14 protein-coding genes are annotated in these 17859 nt (G+C 48.0%); 12 read left to right on the forward strand and 2 right to left on the reverse strand.

The genetic code is table 11. The annotated features are described in order from the left end of the window. Window positions 1-105: 105 nt before the first annotated feature. The 6 genes from CI595_RS19680 to CI595_RS19705 all read left to right on the forward strand — a co-directional run bounded on the left by CI595_RS19680 (window position 106) and on the right by CI595_RS19705 (window position 6754). Window positions 106-945 carry a DegV family protein gene (locus CI595_RS19680; RefSeq protein WP_095175319.1) on the forward strand — a complete coding sequence of 280 codons (840 nt, stop codon included), beginning with the start codon at window positions 106-108 and terminating at the stop codon, window positions 943-945. Between the two features lie 256 nt (window positions 946-1201). Further along, window positions 1202-2587, forward strand: coding sequence for an MATE family efflux transporter (locus CI595_RS19685; protein WP_095175320.1), 1386 nt, complete (start codon window positions 1202-1204; stop codon window positions 2585-2587). Window positions 2588-2653: 66 nt separating this feature from the next. Beyond that, window positions 2654-2944, forward strand: a complete 291-nt coding sequence (locus tag CI595_RS19690; protein WP_095175321.1) for a GNAT family N-acetyltransferase — start codon at window positions 2654-2656, stop codon at window positions 2942-2944. Between the two features lie 166 nt (window positions 2945-3110). Further along, a complete protein-coding gene (locus CI595_RS19695) occupies window positions 3111-5582 on the forward strand; it encodes a beta-mannosidase (protein WP_095175322.1) in 2472 nt (823 codons plus the stop codon). Between the two features lie 15 nt (window positions 5583-5597). Further along, complete coding sequence (locus CI595_RS19700) at window positions 5598-6131, forward strand: NUDIX hydrolase (protein ID WP_095175323.1); 534 nt, start codon at window positions 5598-5600, stop codon at window positions 6129-6131. Then, entirely contained in the window at window positions 6131-6754 is a 624-nt protein-coding gene (locus CI595_RS19705) for a YdcF family protein (protein ID WP_095175324.1), read from the forward strand. Before CI595_RS19700 ends, CI595_RS19705 begins: the two co-directional genes overlap by 1 nt. Before the next feature lie 28 nt (window positions 6755-6782). On the opposite strand, the gene CI595_RS19710 is transcribed toward CI595_RS19705, so the two are convergent. Continuing rightward, window positions 6783-7508: a YesL family protein gene (locus tag CI595_RS19710; protein WP_095175325.1), complete on the reverse strand. Its 726-nt coding sequence runs from the start codon at window positions 7506-7508 to the stop codon at window positions 6783-6785. 65 nt (window positions 7509-7573) lie between these two features. After that, window positions 7574-8857: an HlyC/CorC family transporter gene (locus CI595_RS19715; RefSeq protein WP_095175326.1), complete on the reverse strand. Its 1284-nt coding sequence runs from the start codon at window positions 8855-8857 to the stop codon at window positions 7574-7576. Window positions 8858-9330: 473 nt separating this feature from the next. Here CI595_RS19715 and CI595_RS19720 point away from each other — a divergent pair, with 473 nt between their 5' ends. The 6 genes from CI595_RS19720 (at window position 9331) to recJ (ending at window position 17758) form a co-directional block, all read left to right on the forward strand. After that, a complete protein-coding gene (locus CI595_RS19720; protein ID WP_095175327.1) occupies window positions 9331-11304 on the forward strand; it encodes a hypothetical protein in 1974 nt (657 codons plus the stop codon). Window positions 11305-11369: 65 nt separating this feature from the next. Continuing rightward, window positions 11370-11744 carry a TIGR04086 family membrane protein gene (locus CI595_RS19725; protein ID WP_065542219.1) on the forward strand — a complete coding sequence of 125 codons (375 nt, stop codon included), beginning with the start codon at window positions 11370-11372 and terminating at the stop codon, window positions 11742-11744. A gap of 283 nt (window positions 11745-12027) precedes the next feature. After that, on the forward strand, window positions 12028-12168 hold the full coding sequence (gene scfA, locus CI595_RS19730; protein WP_015541285.1) for a six-cysteine ranthipeptide SCIFF: 141 nt from the start codon (window positions 12028-12030) through the stop codon (window positions 12166-12168). A gap of 165 nt (window positions 12169-12333) precedes the next feature. Then, entirely contained in the window at window positions 12334-13692 is a 1359-nt protein-coding gene (gene scfB / locus CI595_RS19735; RefSeq protein WP_095175328.1) for a thioether cross-link-forming SCIFF peptide maturase, read from the forward strand. 49 nt (window positions 13693-13741) lie between these two features. Then, window positions 13742-15976, forward strand: a complete 2235-nt coding sequence (gene secD / locus CI595_RS19740; protein ID WP_095175329.1) for a protein translocase subunit SecD — start codon at window positions 13742-13744, stop codon at window positions 15974-15976. 66 nt (window positions 15977-16042) lie between these two features. Then, on the forward strand, window positions 16043-17758 hold the full coding sequence (gene recJ / locus CI595_RS19745) for a single-stranded-DNA-specific exonuclease RecJ (RefSeq protein ID WP_095175330.1): 1716 nt from the start codon (window positions 16043-16045) through the stop codon (window positions 17756-17758). Window positions 17759-17859 lie beyond the last annotated feature (101 nt).

Consider the following 17859-nt stretch of genomic DNA (forward strand, 5'->3'; position numbering starts at 1 on the left):
AACGGGAAAAATCAAAGTATTTTCATGAAAAAAGCCCTTTTCAACAGCATGGTTTTGTGTTATCATAAAACATAGTATTAAAAACTACATATAAGAGGTTGCAAGATGAGATATAAAATAGTAATAGACAGCTGCGGAGAATTAATAGAACGTTGGAAAGAAGACCCGGCCATTGAGCGGGCATCCCTGACTCTTACTGTCGATGAAGAAGATATAGTGGATGATGAGAGCTTTGATCAGGCATATTTCTTAAAAAGAGTGGCAGAATCCCCCAACTGTCCAAAATCCTCATGTCCCTCCCCGGAGAGATATATGGAAGCCTATGACTGTGAGGCTGACCATGTGTATGCAGTGACACTCTCCTCAGAACTGAGCGGCTCTTACAACAGCGCCGTTCTCGGCAGGAACCTTCTTCTGGAGAGCCAGCCTGAGAAAAAGATCCATATCTTCAATTCACGCTCCGCGTCTGTGGGCGAGACACTGATCGCTCTGAAAATCGAAGAGTGCGAGAACAAGGATATGGAGTTCGAGGATATTGTCCGGGAGGTGGAGGCTTATATTGAAAGCCAGAACACTTATTTTGTACTGGAAAGCCTTGAGACCCTGCGCAAGAACGGACGTCTGAGCAATCTGAAGGCGTTTGTGGCAACAGCCCTGAAGATAAAGCCTGTCATGGGAGCTACCCCGGAAGGCACGATCATACAGCTTGACCAGGCAAGAGGCATTAACAAAGCGCTGATGAAGATGGTGGACTATATTGTGGAGCGCTCAGCAGACAGTGCGGACAGGATTCTGGGTATTTCACACTGTAACTGCCGGGAACGGGCAGAGATTGTGAGAGATGCCATATTGAAACGGATTCCGGTAAAAGATGTGGTCCTTTTAGATACAGCGGGTGTCAGCAGTATGTATGCTAACGACGGCGGGATCATTGTGGTGATTTAAAGATCAAGAGGTGGGAGCGGAACAGAGAAATCCGTTTTCACCTCTTTTTTTCTGCTTTTCTATACGCGCTTGAAAAAAACAACCTTCCCCGTAAAATACATTTTGACCGGACAGTCATTTTATAGTAGGATATATGTATATCATATTTAGCAGAGCTAAATAAGCGTATCATATTTAGCGGAGCTAAATAAGCGTATCATATTTAGCAGAGCTAAATAAGCATGAGAAAAATGTGACAGAAGAAGGTAAACGTATTATGGGAGGACAACTAAAGAAATTATTCGGCCCTGTGGACATGACAGAGGGCAAACCGTGGGAGAAGATCGTGGCTTTTACTGTGCCGCTGGTTATCGGCAATATCGCACAGCAGCTCTACAACACGGTGGACAGTATCATTGTAGGACGGTATGTGGGGGACAATGCCCTGGCAGCGGTGGGCAGCGCCGGCCCGATCCTCAATCTGCTGCTTGTTTTATTTATCGGTATTTCCGTGGGGAGCAGTGTAATGGTTTCCCAGTATTTCGGGGCAAAGGAGAGAGAAGAGCTTTCAGGGACTATAGGAAGCTGCGTTACCCTGACAGCCATTGCCTCCATCATTATCATGGCATTGGCACCCTTTGTCATTATGCCTATGCTGGAGCTTCTGCATACGCCGGACACTATCATTGACTGGTGTAATTCCTATCTGAGGATTTTATTTATCGGCATTGCAGGTGTGGCTTACTATAATATTCTGAGTGGTATTTTGAGAGGTCTCGGGGATTCCATATCAGCCCTTTTATATCTGCTTGTAGCAACCGTATTGAATATCATTCTGGACTTGTGGTTTGTAGCAGGTCTGGGACTGGGCGTGCCGGGTGTCGCCCTTGCCACAGCCATTGCGCAGGCAGTATCTGCAATTCTCTGTATGTGGAAGCTGACCCGTATGAAGGAAATCTTTGATTTCAAACCCCATTATCTGAAGATGAAAAAGAACCATGCGGTCAATATTATCCGTCTGGGACTTCCCTCAGGCCTTACTCAGGCTATTTTCTCCTTGGCTATGGTCATTGTACAGTCACTGACAAACAGCTTTGGGGAAATGTTCATAGCGGCCAATGTGATCGTCATGCGTGTGGACGGTTTTGCCATGATGCCCAACTTCTCTTTCGGAACTACCATGACCACCTACGCAGGCCAGAATGTAGGTGCAAACAGCTATGACCGGGTGGAAAAAGGAGCCAGGCAGGGAACTCTTATAGCAGCGGGAACCTCCGCGGTCATCACGGCCATGATCCTGCTGTTCGGCAAAAATCTTATGGGGATCTTTACCAGTACCTCTGAGCTTGTGGAGCTGAGTATGCGCCTGATGTGTATCCTGGCTGTGGGCTATATTGCCATGGCTGTGACCCAGAGCCTTTCCGGTGTTATGAGAGGGGCGGGTGATACCATGACACCTATGTGGATATCCATTATTACTACTGTGCTGATCCGTGTGCCCCTTGCCTACGGAATATCCTGGGCTACCAGAACGCCTGAGCTTCCAAACGGCCGCAGTGAATGTATCTTCATCTCCCTGCTGGTCTCCTGGGTATTGGGAGCCATTGTCACCGGATTTTTCTACAGAAAAGGAAAGTGGAAAACAAAAGCCCTTGCATCATAAAAACAGAACCATAAAAGCCGGTTATGCCGGCTTTTATAATAAATAAAAAGGAAGAGGAGAATGATTATGGAATTTACGAAGGAAAAAGCAAGAATTGCCTACTACAATGAAGAAGGAAAAATGCTGGCAGAGATCACATTTCCGGCTGTGAACAAAAATACGGTGAACATAAACCATACCTTTGTAGATGAATCCCTGCGCGGGCAGGGGATTGCGGGAAAACTTATGCAGGCAGCGGCACAGTATTTGGATGAGAACGGGAAAAAGGTACTTCCCACATGTTCTTATGCGGTTGGCTGGTTTGCAAAACATCCGGAATATAGTCATCTTCTGATTGACGGCAGTGAAGATCAATAGTAACTATTCAGCAGGTCTGCGCATTCACTGCGCTGACCGTAAGAAAGCATTCCGCAGCCAGGCAAAAATCCCATCGCCAAAGGCGATTCTGCATGGATTTTTGCCTGTAACTGTGAGGGTGCTGAACAGTTACGATCAATAGGTAAGAAGAGGAGAAGGCAGCTAAATGATAAAACAGAATCTGGATAAAAATTGGGAAATGCACACAGCAGGGTGGGATGACTGGCAGCAGGCAGAGGTGCCCGGAACGGTATACACGGATCTTTTGAGAAACGGCAACATGGAGGACCCTTTCTGGAAAGACAATGAAAATAAAGCCCTGGCGCTGATGGAAAATGATTTTGAATATGAGACCATATTTGCCTGTGAACCGGACCTTCTGGCCTGCGACAGCGTTCTGCTGCGCTTTGAAGGGCTGGATACCATTGCGGATATCTATGTGAATCATGAATATATAGGCAGGACCGAGAATATGCACCGTACCTGGGAATTTCCGGTGCGGCATCTGCTCCATGAAAAGGGAAACTCTCTGCGGGTTCTTTTTCATTCGCCGCTGGCTTATATCAGGGAGAAATTCGCGGAGGCACCCACCAGGGGATCTGAGGATGCTATGGATGGCTTTGTGCACATCAGAAAGGCACACTGTATGTTCGGCTGGGACTGGGGTGCGCATCTGCCGGATGCAGGAATCTTTCGGCCGGTATCTCTGCTTGGGATACAAAAGGCCTGTCTTGACAGCGTGTATCTGCTCCAGGAACACCGGGCCGGATGTGTCCGTCTGACTCCACAGGTGTATGTAAGGACAGCTAAGGACGGGGCGGCAAAAGAGCCTGTGAAGTTCAGCAGGGAGGTTTCCGGCTGCTCTTACCGGATAACCATAGAGGACCCTGCCAGGGAGAAACGTGTCTATGAAGGCTCTCCGGAGGAGATCCTGGTGGAAGATCCAAGACTCTGGTGGCCCAACGGTATCGGGGAACAGCCGCTCTACACAGTCAGGACAGAGCTTATTTGCTCCGGGACGGTGGTGGATGAGCATACGCAGCGTATGGGACTTTGCACCATGACCATGCATGTGGAGAAAGATGAATTCGGGGAGAGCTTTGCCCATGAAGTAAACGGGATACAGGTATTTGCCATGGGGGCCGACTATATTCCGGAGGATCATCTGCTGGGCAGGACAACTCCGGAAAAGACAAGAAAACTTCTGGAAGACTGTAAGGCTGCCAATTTTAATGCTGTGCGCGTGTGGGGCGGCGGCTATTACCCTGAGGACTGGTTCTATGATATCTGCGATGAGCTGGGACTTATGGTATGGCAGGACTTTATGTTTGCCTGTGCCGTCTATGATCTGACGCCGGCCTTTGAGGCGAACATCAGAGAGGAACTGGCGGACAATATAAAACGTATCCGTCATCACGCCTCCCTGGGACTCTGGTGCGGAAACAATGAGATGGAAATGTTTGTGAAGGAAGGCAACTGGGTATCCAAACCCTCTGAAGTAAAGGATTATCTGCTCATGTACGAGAGGGTGATACCGGAGGTGCTGAAAGAATATGACCCGCAGACCTTTTACTGGCCTGCAAGTCCTTCCTCAGGCGGTTCCTTTGACGAACCCAACGCCCCGGACAGAGGTGATGTACATTACTGGGATGTATGGCATGGCAGCAAGCCTTTTTCAGATTACAGAAATTATTTCTTCCGCTATGCGTCTGAATTCGGTTTTCAATCCTTCCCATGCCTGAATACCATCAAGACTTTTACAGATGATCCGGATGACTGGAATATCTTTTCCTATGTGATGGAAAAGCACCAGAGAAATGCAGGTGCAAACGGTAAGATCATGAATTACATGCAGCAGACGTTCCGCTACCCCTCATCTTTTGAAACCGTGCTCTATGCATCGCAGCTTCTTCAGGCAGAGGCGATCCGCTACGGGGTGGAGCATTTCAGGAGGAACAGGGGAAGGTGTATGGGTGCTATTTACTGGCAGCTGAACGACTGCTGGCCTGTGGCCTCCTGGTCTTCCATTGACTATACCGGCCGCTGGAAGGCACTGCACTACTATGCGAAGCGTTTCTTTTCCCCTCTTATGGTGTCCTGCGAGGAGGAGGGATGGCTGACCCAGAAGCCGGATATGAACCGGGAACACTTTGAATTTGAAAAGTCCATCCGTCTGAATGTGGCCAATGAGACCAGAAAAGAACAGCAGGTACTGGTCAGATGGGCAGTACGGAACAGGAGCGGGGAAATTTTTTCATCCCATGAAGAGCTGGTCTTTGTACCGGCTATGTCAAGCGTCTGGCTTGATAAGATGGAGTTCCCCCATATTCAGGTTTTTGACAGGTATGTGAGTTATGAATTGCTAAAAGACGGGGAAGTCATCTCAGAGGGAACGGTGATCTTTTCCCTTCCGAAATACTTTTCCTATGCAGACCCGAAGCTTACCTGCCGGGTGGAGGGAGATGAAATTATAGTTCAGGCGCAGGCTTACGCCAAGAGTGTTGAGATACGCAATGATACGGAAACGCTTCTTTTGTCCGATAATTATTTCGATATGAATGCCGGAGAGAAACGTGTCAGGATTTTGGGCGGAAAACCGGAGAACTTACAGCTTAGAAGTGTTTATGACATTCGGTAAATGGGAGGAAAAAAGATGGAACTCTGGGATATATGTGACAGCAAAGGGATTCCTACGGGGAGAACCATTGAAAAGGGCAGAGACTTTGGGGAAGGGGAGTATCATATTGCGGTGGAGGCTTGGATCATCAACCGGAAGGGAGAATTCCTGATCCAGAAGAGAAGCAGCAGATGCCAGCACTATCCAAATGTCTGGTCTTTGACTGCGGGAAGGATCCAGGCAGGCGAGGATGCCTGGGACGGCTGTATTCGAGAGGTCAAAGAAGAGATAGGCCTTGCACTTGAGAGGGAAGAACTGATACATCTGGCCCATGTGAACCGGGAAGACAACAGCCATATGATATGGGAGGTATTTCTTGCCCGGCGGGATATCTCTGCTTCCGGTCTTACCCTTGACCCGGATGAGGTGGCAGAGGTCAGATGGGTGACAAAAGAGAAGCTGGAGGATATGATACGGACGGAAGAAATATTTACCTATCCGGAGATGATGGATTTTTTCTGTTTGATCACAGAAAAATATCTGGATAAAACAACAGAGGGGAAAGGGTAATGTTTAACAAAAGGTTTTTAAACCAGATGACAGAGTTCATATTTGTGGAACAGGAGCCAAAGCCGGCGGACATTATTTTTGTCCCCGGCAGTGGATTTCCGCAGATCGCAGAAAAGGCAGCCCGGCTGTACAGAGAGGGCTTTTCCCCCTGTGTTCTGCCCTCCGGAAAGTACAGCATCCTGCAGGGGAAATTTGCAGGAGTACAGGCAAAGGCGGAAGTGTATGAAGGTGAGTACCGGACAGAGTGGGAATTTTTAAAGACAGTCCTTGTAAAAAACGGTGTGAAAGAGTGTGATGTATGGCGGGAAGAAAAGGCGACCTACACATATGAAAATGCCATCCGCTCCAGAGAGGTGACAGACGCTGCAGGTCTCCATGTGGACCGTGGGATCATCTGCTGCAAACCGGCACATGCCAGACGGGCGCTTCTATATTACCAGCTTTTATATCCGGATACGGAACTTCTGGTCTGCCCTGCGGATGACTGTGATATCACCCGTGAGAACTGGTTTTTGAGTGAAAAGGGATGTGAGACCGTCCTCGGTGAGATCGCCCGCTGCGGGGAGCAGTTCCATGAGATCATGAAAAATATGAGAGATAAAGAAAAGAAGCCTTCCGCATAGTGCGGAACGGCTTCTTTTTAAGAGGATCTTATTTCTTTTCTTCAATCTGTTCAAGGGGTTCCTGTTTGTCCAAAAGTTCATCTTCCGGTACCGTGTAATCATCCGGATTGCCCTGTTCTTCTGTCTCTTCCTGAGGTTCGTATTTGGCAAATACCTTGCGGAAGATGTAGGAGTTACAGAAAGCAATAAAGGAAAGCCCGATCAGGAACCAGAATAAGCTTCCGTAAACCAGAGTAGTGGAGTTGAACATAGTGATAAACACCAGTCCCACCGGAATACACACAACCAAAATGGTCTGTGGCAGGTTCAGAATGCTGATAAGCAGTGCATTCTTGACCGTGTTTTTTACATTGTTCTCAAATCTTGCCACATAGGGGAAGACATAAGTCATCAGCAGGAGGTAGAAGGTTATCACAACACCCACAAGGATGCGGAAGATATTCTTCATATTATCAGGCAGGAACTGGGTTGCTTTGTAATCCGCAAAGATCAGCAGACCCAGCAGTGCCAGGATCAGCCAGATTATGGTGGAGATTTTGAAGTTCTCCTTGAAAGCCTTGAAGAATCCTTTAAAGATATAAGATTCCTCTCCCCTTACCATTTTCAGGGTAACAGAGTAAAGCGCAGTGACCGATGCTCCTATGGTCACAATAGGAATGCAGCAGATCAGGCACATAAAATTTAAGATCATCAGGTCACATACGCGGGACAGAAACCGCATAACAGGGCTGTCCATGTTAAAAAAACCGCTCATAATTCGTTGTTGTCCTTTCCATTTGTGTTGTCAGCGGCAGGATTCCGGGATTTTCCGGCTGCCGGTCATTCTTCTTCTTCAGGCTGTTCCTGTACCTTAGGCAGGTATATATGTACAGCCTCAATTCTGTTCTTCTCTATCTTGTCCACAACCAGGCGGACATGATCCGGGGTGGTGATGCTTTCTCCAGGTTCCGGAAAACGGTCAAGCTGTTCGATGATGTATCCGCCGATCGAATCGTAGTCCTCAGATTCGATCTCTACAGGCAGCACCTCATTCAGATCATCCAGCCTTGCGGATCCAAGTGCCACATATTCCCGTCCGGGAATGATTTCCGTCAGGTCATCTTCCTCGGTATCGTCATATTCATCATGGATATCCCCCACGATTTCCTCCAGCAGATCCTCCAGGGTTATGATCCCTGCGGTAGCCCCGTATTCATCAAGCACAACAGCAAAGGATACGCTTTCTTCTTTCATTTCAACCAGAAGTTCAGAAGTCTTTTTGTACTCAAAGGTAAAATAAGGTTCCCGCATAATATCCCTGAGAGCGAAGCTTTCCCTGGACCCCATAAGCAGCAGGTCCTTTACATTTACAATACCTACCACATTGTCTGTGGTATCCTCATAGACAGGAAACCGGGTGTGTTTCTCCTCCCTGAACATGGATACCAGGTCATCATAGGAGCTTCCGATATCTGCGAAAGCTACATCAATACGGGGCACCATAACATCTTTGGCCTGGGAATCCCCGAAATCAAACACATTGTATATCATCTGGCGTTCTTCACTTTCAATGACACCCTCCTCATGGCTGACATTGACGATGGTACGCAGTTCGTGCTCTGTGATCTTGCTGCCGTTTCCATTCTGATCCACGCGCAGAAGGGACAGCACGCCTGCGGAAAGCTTATTCACAATATAAATGACCGGCGTGAGGAGCACCATCAGTCCGTGAATAGGTCCTGCGTAAGACAGCGCAAGCCTTTCGGCGTTTAAGGTTGCCATGGTCTTGGGTGTGATCTCTCCAAAGATCAGAATGAGCAGTGTCAGAACACCGGTACAGATGCCCACTGCTGCATTGCCGAACATGCGGATTGCCATGGATGTAGCCAGGGAAGAGGCCCCGATATTCACCAGGTTGTTGCCTATCAAAATGGTGCTGAGCATCTTTCCGGAATTGCCTGTTACTTTCAGAAGGGTTTTGGCCTTCTTGTTCCCCTGTTCGGCCAGGGTCTGGATGCGTATTTTGTTTGCGGTTGTCATAGAAGTTTCTGCGGATGAAAAGAATGCCGACAGGCATATGAGAATAATCAAGACGAGAAACTGTATGGCGTCACTGGAATCCAATTAAATTTCAACTCCTTTGTAATATAAAATTATATTAAGAAATGATACATGATTTTGGGAAGGATTGCAAGTATAGCAGAAAAAATAAAAAAATTGAATTTTAGGGGTGTCGAAACAAACAGAAATATGCTATAATATCTCCGATAGAGGTATGATGATTATGCCTAAAGAAAGCGTATTAAAATTGTCTAATATGCACAATGTGCAAAATGGCAGTTTTTACATATATAAGATACTAGTACAGCATTGCGTAAGTTTCGGTGATAGAGTGTCTGATATTTTCGTCAGTGCAAGGCGCCGAAGCGACGGCGTAGCGGTTCCTACGACTAGCTTCGGCAACGCGGCACTGGCGTAAAGAGCGGGTACTATATCATTGGAACTTATGCAACGCTGTACTAGGGGTGTGTCTTGACATTTATAGCCGACACGCTCTGACAGACCACGGCGAGATAGATTTAAAAAAGGGGCAGATTATGAAGAAAAATTACAGCGGGAATAACAGTAGATCATATAAAAACAGAATCTGGAAAACAACACTGGGTATCACTCTGGCAGCAGTGCTGGTGGTACAGGGAACCGGCACCGGTATGCACATGGGATTATCCCAGGTGGCAGCAGCGGAGCAGCAGGCAGACAATACCGCCAAATTAAAGACTGTTTATTTAAGCGGCAGCGGTAAAAAGAGCGGAGACGGCACTTCCAAGGATACGGCAGTCTCCAGCTTTGAGAAGGCGAAGTCCCTGGCCGCTGACAACGCAACCATTCTGGTGTGCGGGACCATAACCGTTTCCGGTGAGACAAAGCTCACCATGCCTTCCGGCATTACTGTGAAGCGGGCGGACGGTTTCAGCGGCCCTATCATCAAAGTGGAGGGCAGCGGCAGACTTACGCTGACCTACGGATGGCTGAGCGCTTCTGACGTGGATACAAAAAGTGCGAATCTGGGTGCGGATGCTTTTGTCATAGGAGAAAAGCCGAAAGAGGAGAACAAAGAGAATGCTTCCGGGGAGAGCAGCGGGAATAAAGAAGAAGTAAAAGAGGAACCAAAGGAAGAGGCAAAAGAGGAGCCAAAGGAAGAACCTAAGGAAGAGCCAAAAGAGGAGCCAAAGGAAGAGACACCGGTCAAAAAGCAGGAAGCTCCTGCAGTGACAGTTCCGGATACCATGACTATGAAAGAGCCGGCCACCCTGGAGTCCCTGTTTATGGGCGACGGTTTTAACGGTGACGGTACCTTCCGTTTCGCGGAACCGGAGAAAGTGCCCGATACATACGAGAGTACCCAACAGATAATTTTTACACCAAACGACACAGAGACATATGACTATTCCAATATCCCCGGCTGGAGCCAGGAGGGACAGCAGGTGATCCGCAGTGTGACCGTGTACCTGGAATCTTTAAAAGCACCGGAACCACCTAAGGAAGAAGAGAAAGAGGAGCCTAAGAAGGAAGAGGCAGGCACAGACGACCAGAAACAGGATGCAGGCAGCAGCGACACCGGCAAGGGTGAAGAGGCGGAAAAACCGGCAGACGATAAAAATACAGACCAAGATAAGACAGAAAAGCCTTCAGATGATAAAAAGGGAACAGAGGATAACAAGGGGGATTCCCAAAAGGATGACTCCAAAAAGGATGACTCTGAGAAGGAGGGATCCGATAAGGAGGATTCTAAGAAAGACGACCAAAAGCAGGAGGAGTCTACCAAGAAAGATGATACCAAGTCAGAAGAGTCCAAGAAAGAGGAGTCTACCAAGAAGGCGGAGTCTGACAAAAAAGATCCGGTGGGAAGTCTCTGGGACAAAGCCACAGATGTTAAAATATCCGGTGATTTTATTCCATCCTATGTGGAAATCAGGGTGTCACTGAACACAGATGTGGACCGTATGCCGGCGGCTAATATAGAGCAGATCCTGCAGGCGTACGAGATTGAACTGTGGGATTTAAAGGCAGATAAAAAGTACGAGATTCCCGAAGGCAAAAAAGTTACAGTGTCCATACCGGTGCCCAAGGACGCAAACCTCTATGAGAAGCTTGTAATAGGGCATTACATGGAAGAGACAGGCAATTATGAATACTTCACACTGGGAAGTAATATGAATGTTGTTGACGGATATCTGGTATTCGAGACCGGTTCTCTGAGTCCGTTTAATGTGGGCGGCAGTCAGCTGGTAGGGATTGGCACAACAAGTCCGAATCATAAACCTGCGGTGCCGTCGACCGGTACATCAGGCAGCAACAGCGGTTCCTCCATTAACCAGAGCAACAACAGCGGCGGTTCCTCCACTGTGAAGAAGCCCACCAACACATCCGTAAAGAAAAACAACGGGACAGTGATCGTGAACCCCAGAACAGGTGACGAGACACCAATACTCACTTATGTACTGGTAGCTGCAGCCGCGGCTATCGTGGTAGTGGTTCTCTTAGTTCTGAGTAAAAAGAAAAAGAAATAATCGGGAATTACATAGTAATACATTAGAAAGCCCTTCCATATATATACATATGGGAGGGTTTCTTTATGGAGCAGACAGTTGCGAAACAATCAAAACCTTTACTGATGATGAAAGCGCTGCTGGCGGCTTATCTGGCAACAGGGATCATGCTGCTTCTTCTGGCGCTTCTTCTGTACAAGACGGGACTGGGAGAGAACCAGGTGAATCTGGGCATCCTGATTATTTACATAGTGTCCTGTTTTCTGGGAGGCTTCTATCTTGGAAAAAAGGTAGGAAACCAGAGATATCTTTGGGGAATGGCCCTGGGGATTGGATATGCAGTGCTGCTGACAGCCGTCACTTTTCTGACGGAACATCAGATTTCCGCTGATTTCAAGGAAATGGCAGTTACCTATTTCCTCTGTTTTCTGGGCGGTGCGCTGGGCGGTATGCTGTCGTAGCGGTGAAGGCGCGGGCCGGTTACTGTTCACAGGCCACTGTACCGGGAGGCGTTTTCTGCCGGAAGCATGAAAATCCCGAGGCAGCCAGCGCGATATGGGGCAGAATGCTCCATATCTGTGCATCGCGAAGCGTGTTGCTGGACACGGAGTGAACAGTAACGCGGGCCGGGATGGGGTCCTAAAAGACGAAAGAAATACTTGCCTTGCTGGTTATAGATATGCTATAATAGCCACAAGCGTGCAGACGCATAGAATTACATTTAAGCACAGGGAGGAATATGTTATGGAACATATCAAAACATTAAATACAAAAAACTTACAGAATACAGTTAAAAAAGGCGGATGTGGTGAATGCCAGACATCTTGTCAGTCAGCCTGTAAAACATCCTGTACAGTAGGGAATCAGAGCTGCGAGAATAAATAATGGAGATCACGCCCCGCGAGTTTTCTATTATCATGAATAATATGCTGTCATAGGAAGACATCAGAAGCAGCGGTATAAAAGCCGCTGCTTATTCATTGTCATACGGGAATGCTCCTGAGGCAGGATTCTTTTTTGTATTCAGCATAAGAAGAAAGGAAAAATACTGTGATTCATCGTTATAAAAATAATGGCTACAATATTGTACTGGATGTGAACAGCGGTTCCGTACATGTGGTGGATGAGATCGTCTACGATATGGTTGGACTGCTCGATGAAGGGAACAGTGAGGAGGAGATCCTGGCTGTCCTGAAAGACAAGTATCAGGAGGGGGATATCAGGACCGCTCTTGAGGAATGTGCAGAACTGAAAAAAGAACAGATGTTGTTCACAGAGGATGTGTACGAGAAAGCAATCGACAGCTTTAAGGACAGGCCCACTGTGGTGAAGGCCCTCTGCCTGCACATTGCCCACGACTGTAACCTGGCCTGCCGCTACTGTTTCGCGGAGGAAGGGGAGTATCATGGACGCAGAGCCATGATGACTTATGAAGTGGGGAAACAGGCGTTGGATTTCCTGATCGCCAATTCCGGCAACAGAAAGAATCTGGAAGTGGATTTCTTCGGCGGGGAACCGCTTATGAACTGGAAGGTAGTCAAAGACCTTGTGGCCTATGGACGTTCCCAGGAAAAAATACATAACAAGCGTTTCCGCTTTACACTGACCACAAACGGCGTCCTGCTCAATGATGAGATGATGGATTTTGCCAACAAAGAAATGGACAATGTGGTACTCAGCATTGACGGCCGCAGGGAAGTCCATGATTTTATGCGTCCTTTTAGGAAAGGGGCAGGCAGTTATGACCTGGTCGTGCCCAAATTTCAGAAATTTGCGGACAGCAGAGGCCAGAAAAAGTATTATGCCAGAGGAACCTTCACACGTCATAATCTGGATTTTTCCAAGGATGTGCTCCATTTGGCCGACCTGGGATTTGAGCAGATTTCCGTGGAGCCTGTAGTGGCGGACGAAAAGGAAGAGTACGCCCTGAAGTGGGAGGATGTTCCGAAGATCTGTGAGGAGTATGACAAGCTGGCAAAAGAGATCATCAAGAGGGAAAAAGAGGGAAGAGGCTTTCACTTTTTCCACTTTATGATAGACCTTACGGGGGGCCCCTGTGTATACAAAAGGCTTTCCGGCTGCGGTTCCGGAACGGAGTATCTGGCCGTGACACCCTGGGGAGATCTCTATCCCTGCCACCAGTTTGTAGGTGAGGATAAATTCCTTATGGGCAATGTTTGGGACGGTGTACAGAAACCGGAAATCCGTGATGAGTTCAAAGAGTGTAATGTATATGCAAAGGAAAAATGCCTGAAGTGTTTCGCCAGATTTTACTGCAGTGGCGGATGCGCGGCAAACGCCTATAATTTCCACGGCTCCATCAATGATGTCTACGACCTTGGCTGTGAACTGCAGCGTAAGAGAGTGGAATGTGCCATTATGATAAAAGCTGCTTTGGCAGACAAGTGAGTATAAACATCACACACATTAAGACTAAAAGTAAAGAAGGGAAAGAACAATGAAGAAAAGCAGAGGTATCCTCGTACTTGTGCTGACGGTTCTGATTACCGGTTTTCTGGTATTCACCTCCGCAGTGGGACTTGGTCCCACCGGAACAGGTGCCGCCAAACACATTAAGACCGGACTGGATCTGGCAGGCGGTGTCAGCATAACATACGAGGCATCAAAAGAGAATCCGACAGACGATGAGATGGCAGATACCATCTACAAATTACAGAAACGTGTGGAGCAGTACAGCTCTGAAGCCCAGGTATACAAAGAGGGCACAAACAGGATCAACGTGGAAATCCCGGGAGTGACAGATGCCAACAAGGTTCTGGAAGAGCTGGGAAAACCCGGTTCCCTGTATTTTATTGCCCATAAAGGTTCTGACGGTTCTGAGAACTACACGTTCAACGGCTCTGAGTATGTTCTGAATAAAACCATTGAAGAACTGCAGGAGGATGGTTCCATTGTCCTGACAGGTACCGAGGTAAAGACGGCGAAAGCCTCCATGATCGAAAATGATCTGAAGAACAAAGAGAATGTGGTGGACTTGACTCTGACAGAGGAAGGTACTACAAAATTCGCAGAGGCAACAAAAGCTGCATATGAGGACAACCATGACAGCATTGGTATTTACTATGACGGCAAGTTCGTCAGTGTCCCCAATGTAAACGCTGAGATCAAGGACGGCAACGCCCAGATTTCCGGTATGAAGGACTCCGCTGAGGCGGAAAACCTGGCTTCCACCATCCGTATCGGTGGTCTGAAGCTGGAACTGAGCGAACTGCGTTCCAACGTAGTTGCTGCCCAGTTAGGTGAGGAAGCCATCGCAAGCAGCTTAAAAGCAGCAGGGATCGGCCTTGCCCTGGTTATCCTTTTCATGATCTTTGTATACAGGATTCCGGGACTTGTATCCGGTATTGCGCTGATCATTTATACATGTCTGGATCTGATATTCCTGAATGCTTTTGACCTGACCCTGACATTGCCGGGTATTGCAGGTATTATCTTGTCTATCGGTATGGCTGTGGACGCAAACGTCATCATCTATGCCCGTATGCAGGAGGAGATCGCACTTGGCAGAAATGTTCGGACTGCTATCCAGAATGGTTTCCAGAAAGCGTTCTCCGCCATCTTTGACGGCAATATTACAACATTGATCGCAGCGTTTGTACTGAACTGGCTGGGTTCCGGTACGGTAAAAGGATTTGCACAGACGCTGGCACTCGGTATTGTTCTGTCCATGTTCACCGCGTTAGTGGTTTCCCGTTTTATTGCCTACGCTATGTATGCAGTGGGAATCCGCGATGAAAAGTTTTATGGCAGAAAGAAAGAGAGACAGCCGATCCGTTTTCTGCAGAAGAAAAGGATCTTCTTCGCAGTTTCCATCATCCTGGTTCTTTGCGCCCCGATTGCTATGGGCGTGTTCAAAGCCAGCACAGGGGATGCACTGAAATACAGCCTGGAGTTTAAAGGCGGTACATCCACCAACGTGACCTTTAATGACAATATGGACATTAAGGAGATTGATGCCAAAGTGGTTCCCATCGTGGAAGAGGTTACAGGGGACAACAATGTACAGGCCACTAAGGTGGTGGGTACCAATCAGGTCATCATTAAGACCATTACTCTGGATGTGCAGACAAGAGAGGAGCTTAACCAGGCTCTGGTAGATGAGTTTGATGTGGATAAGGATTTGATCGCAACGGAGAGTATTTCCTCCACAGTCAGCAGCGAGATGCGCGCCGACGCGGTGAAGGCAGTGGTGATCGCTACAGTCCTCATGCTGCTTTACATCTGGTTCCGTTTCAAAGATATCCGGTTTGCCAGCAGCGCAGTTGTGGCACTGCTGCACGATGTGCTGGTAGTTCTGGCTTTCTATGCAGTAGCCAGAGTATCTGTGGGCAACACATTTATTGCCTGTATGCTTACGATCGTGGGTTATTCCATCAATGCGACCATCGTTATCTTTGACCGTATCCGTGAGAACCTGGCAGTGGCCAAAAAGAAATCAGATTTGGAGGAGCTGGTCAACAACAGTATCACCCAGACTCTGACAAGAAGTATCTATACATCACTGACTACCTTTATCATGGTATTCCTGCTGTTCGTGCTGGGAGTTTCCTCTGTAAGGGAATTTGCCCTGCCTCTGATGGTTGGTATTGTGTGCGGCGGATATTCTTCCGTGTGCATCACAGGTGCCCTGTGGTATGTTATGAAGACAAAGATCAAAAAGAAAATCGCGTAAAAACAGATGGGGGTGCTGCACAGCAGTACCCCTTTCTTTTTCAACATGAATAGGAGAGGACAAAAGATGGAAAAATGGGTGATCTCCGCTAAGAAAGCGGATTTTTATGAGATCAGCCGGAAATTCGGTGTGGACCCGGTTATTGCAAGGCTTATCAGAAACAGAGACCAGATCACGGACGAGGAGATTGACCGGTATCTCCACGGAAAGATGTCGGGCCTTCATTCCTGGAAGCTTTTAAAAGGAATGGATGCTGCCCTTGATATTCTTGAACAGAAAATCGGGGAAGGGAAAAAAATCAGGATTATCGGTGATTATGACATTGACGGTGTCTGCTCCACCTATATTCTGCTGACAGGACTTCGCCATGCAGGTGCCTGCGTGGATGTTGATATACCAGACAGGATGAAAGACGGGTATGGGGTCAGCAAAGAGCTTATTGATCTGGCTTATGAAGCCGGAACAGATACCATTGTTACCTGTGACAACGGTATCAGCGCTATAGAGCAGATCGCTTATGCCAAAACTCTTGGCATGACTGTGGTGGTCACAGACCATCACGAGATCCCATACGAGGAGCAGGAAGACGGAAGCCTGCGGACGTTTGTGCCTGACGCGGACGCCATTGTGAATCCGAAACAGCAGGATTGTCCCTACCCTTATAAAGGGATCTGCGGGGCTATGGTGGCCTATAAAGTCATCTGCGGGCTTTATGAGCGCATGGGTTTTCCTGCTTCTGATATGGAGGAGCTTATAGAATTTGCCGCCATCGCCACCGTGGGAGATGTGATGGATCTGCAGGATGAGAACAGGATCATAGTAAAAGAAGGGCTGAAAAGGATCATGCGCACACAGAATCCCGGATTAAAAGCCCTGATCCATGTAAACCATCTGGAGGACAAGCCTCTCACGGCATACCACATCGGGTTTGTCATTGGTCCCTGCATGAATGCCAGCGGGCGCCTGAGCACTGCCAAGAGAGCGCTGAATCTGCTTTTGTGCCGGGACGGGGAGGAAGCGGCAGCACTTGCGGAAGATTTGAAAGCACTGAATGACAGCAGAAAAGATATGACGGCAAAAGGCGTGGAGGAAGCGGTACAGATGGTGGAAAACACATCCCTTAAGGAGGACAGGGTACTGGTCGTCTATCTTGCGGACTGCCATGAAAGTCTGGCGGGAATCATTGCAGGCCGTATCCGGGAACGCTACAGCAAGCCGGTGTTTGTGCTCACAAGAGCGGAGGAGGGGGTCAAGGGCTCCGGCCGTTCCATTGAGAGTTACCATATGTTCCGGGAACTGACCAGGTGCAGGGAACTGCTGACCAAGTTCGGCGGTCATCCCATGGCTGCCGGGTTATCCCTGCCGGAGGAAAATGTGGATCCTTTCAGGCGGATGCTCAATGAGAACTGCACACTTACAGAGGAGGATATGGCGGAAAAGGTGCTGATTGATGTGCCTATGCCCATCTCCTATGTGAACATGCCCCTCATACGCCAGCTTTCCCTTTTAGAACCATTTGGAAAGGGAAATACCAAGCCTTTGTTTGCCCAGAAAAATGTCCGTGTTGAAAATTGCCGGGTCTTTGGAAAGAACCGCAACGTGGTGAAAATGAATCTCTTTGATGAAAACGGATGCCAGGCCCAGGGTGTCTGGTTTGGGGACGGGGATGCCTTTGCTGAAAAGATAAAGGAGAAGCCCAGGTGGTCCGTTGCGTATTATCCCTCCATAAACGCCTACAATGGTAGGGAGAGCATAGAAATCATCATACAGAATTTTATTTGACCGTCACAGGCCGAAATGCGTTATTTTGCTGTCTGTAATGATTGTATTACGCAGGATTATCATGTATGATGTATTTATAATCTGATGCCTGTGCAGGGGGT

The organism is Blautia hominis (assembly GCA_002270465.1).
GTDB classification, from domain to species: Bacteria; Bacillota; Clostridia; order Lachnospirales; family Lachnospiraceae; genus Blautia; species Blautia hominis.

What these genes read in the sequence shown, in the direction of transcription:
- CI595_RS19720 (WP_095175327.1), top strand. Translation starts at nt 9,331, where the DNA reads ATGAAGAAAAATTACAGCGGGAATAACAGTAGATCATATAAAAACAGA.
- CI595_RS19685 (WP_095175320.1), top strand. Translation starts at nt 1,202, where the DNA reads ATGGGAGGACAACTAAAGAAATTATTCGGCCCTGTGGACATGACAGAG.
- scfA (WP_015541285.1), top strand. Translation starts at nt 12,028, where the DNA reads ATGGAACATATCAAAACATTAAATACAAAAAACTTACAGAATACAGTT.
- CI595_RS19710 (WP_095175325.1), bottom strand. Translation starts at nt 7,508, where the DNA reads ATGAGCGGTTTTTTTAACATGGACAGCCCTGTTATGCGGTTTCTGTCC.
- CI595_RS19700 (WP_095175323.1), top strand. Translation starts at nt 5,598, where the DNA reads ATGGAACTCTGGGATATATGTGACAGCAAAGGGATTCCTACGGGGAGA.
- recJ (WP_095175330.1), top strand. Translation starts at nt 16,043, where the DNA reads ATGGAAAAATGGGTGATCTCCGCTAAGAAAGCGGATTTTTATGAGATC.
- CI595_RS19680 (WP_095175319.1), top strand. Translation starts at nt 106, where the DNA reads ATGAGATATAAAATAGTAATAGACAGCTGCGGAGAATTAATAGAACGT.
- CI595_RS19725 (WP_065542219.1), top strand. Translation starts at nt 11,370, where the DNA reads ATGGAGCAGACAGTTGCGAAACAATCAAAACCTTTACTGATGATGAAA.
- CI595_RS19690 (WP_095175321.1), top strand. Translation starts at nt 2,654, where the DNA reads ATGGAATTTACGAAGGAAAAAGCAAGAATTGCCTACTACAATGAAGAA.
- CI595_RS19695 (WP_095175322.1), top strand. Translation starts at nt 3,111, where the DNA reads ATGATAAAACAGAATCTGGATAAAAATTGGGAAATGCACACAGCAGGG.
- CI595_RS19705 (WP_095175324.1), top strand. Translation starts at nt 6,131, where the DNA reads ATGTTTAACAAAAGGTTTTTAAACCAGATGACAGAGTTCATATTTGTG.
- secD (WP_095175329.1), top strand. Translation starts at nt 13,742, where the DNA reads ATGAAGAAAAGCAGAGGTATCCTCGTACTTGTGCTGACGGTTCTGATT.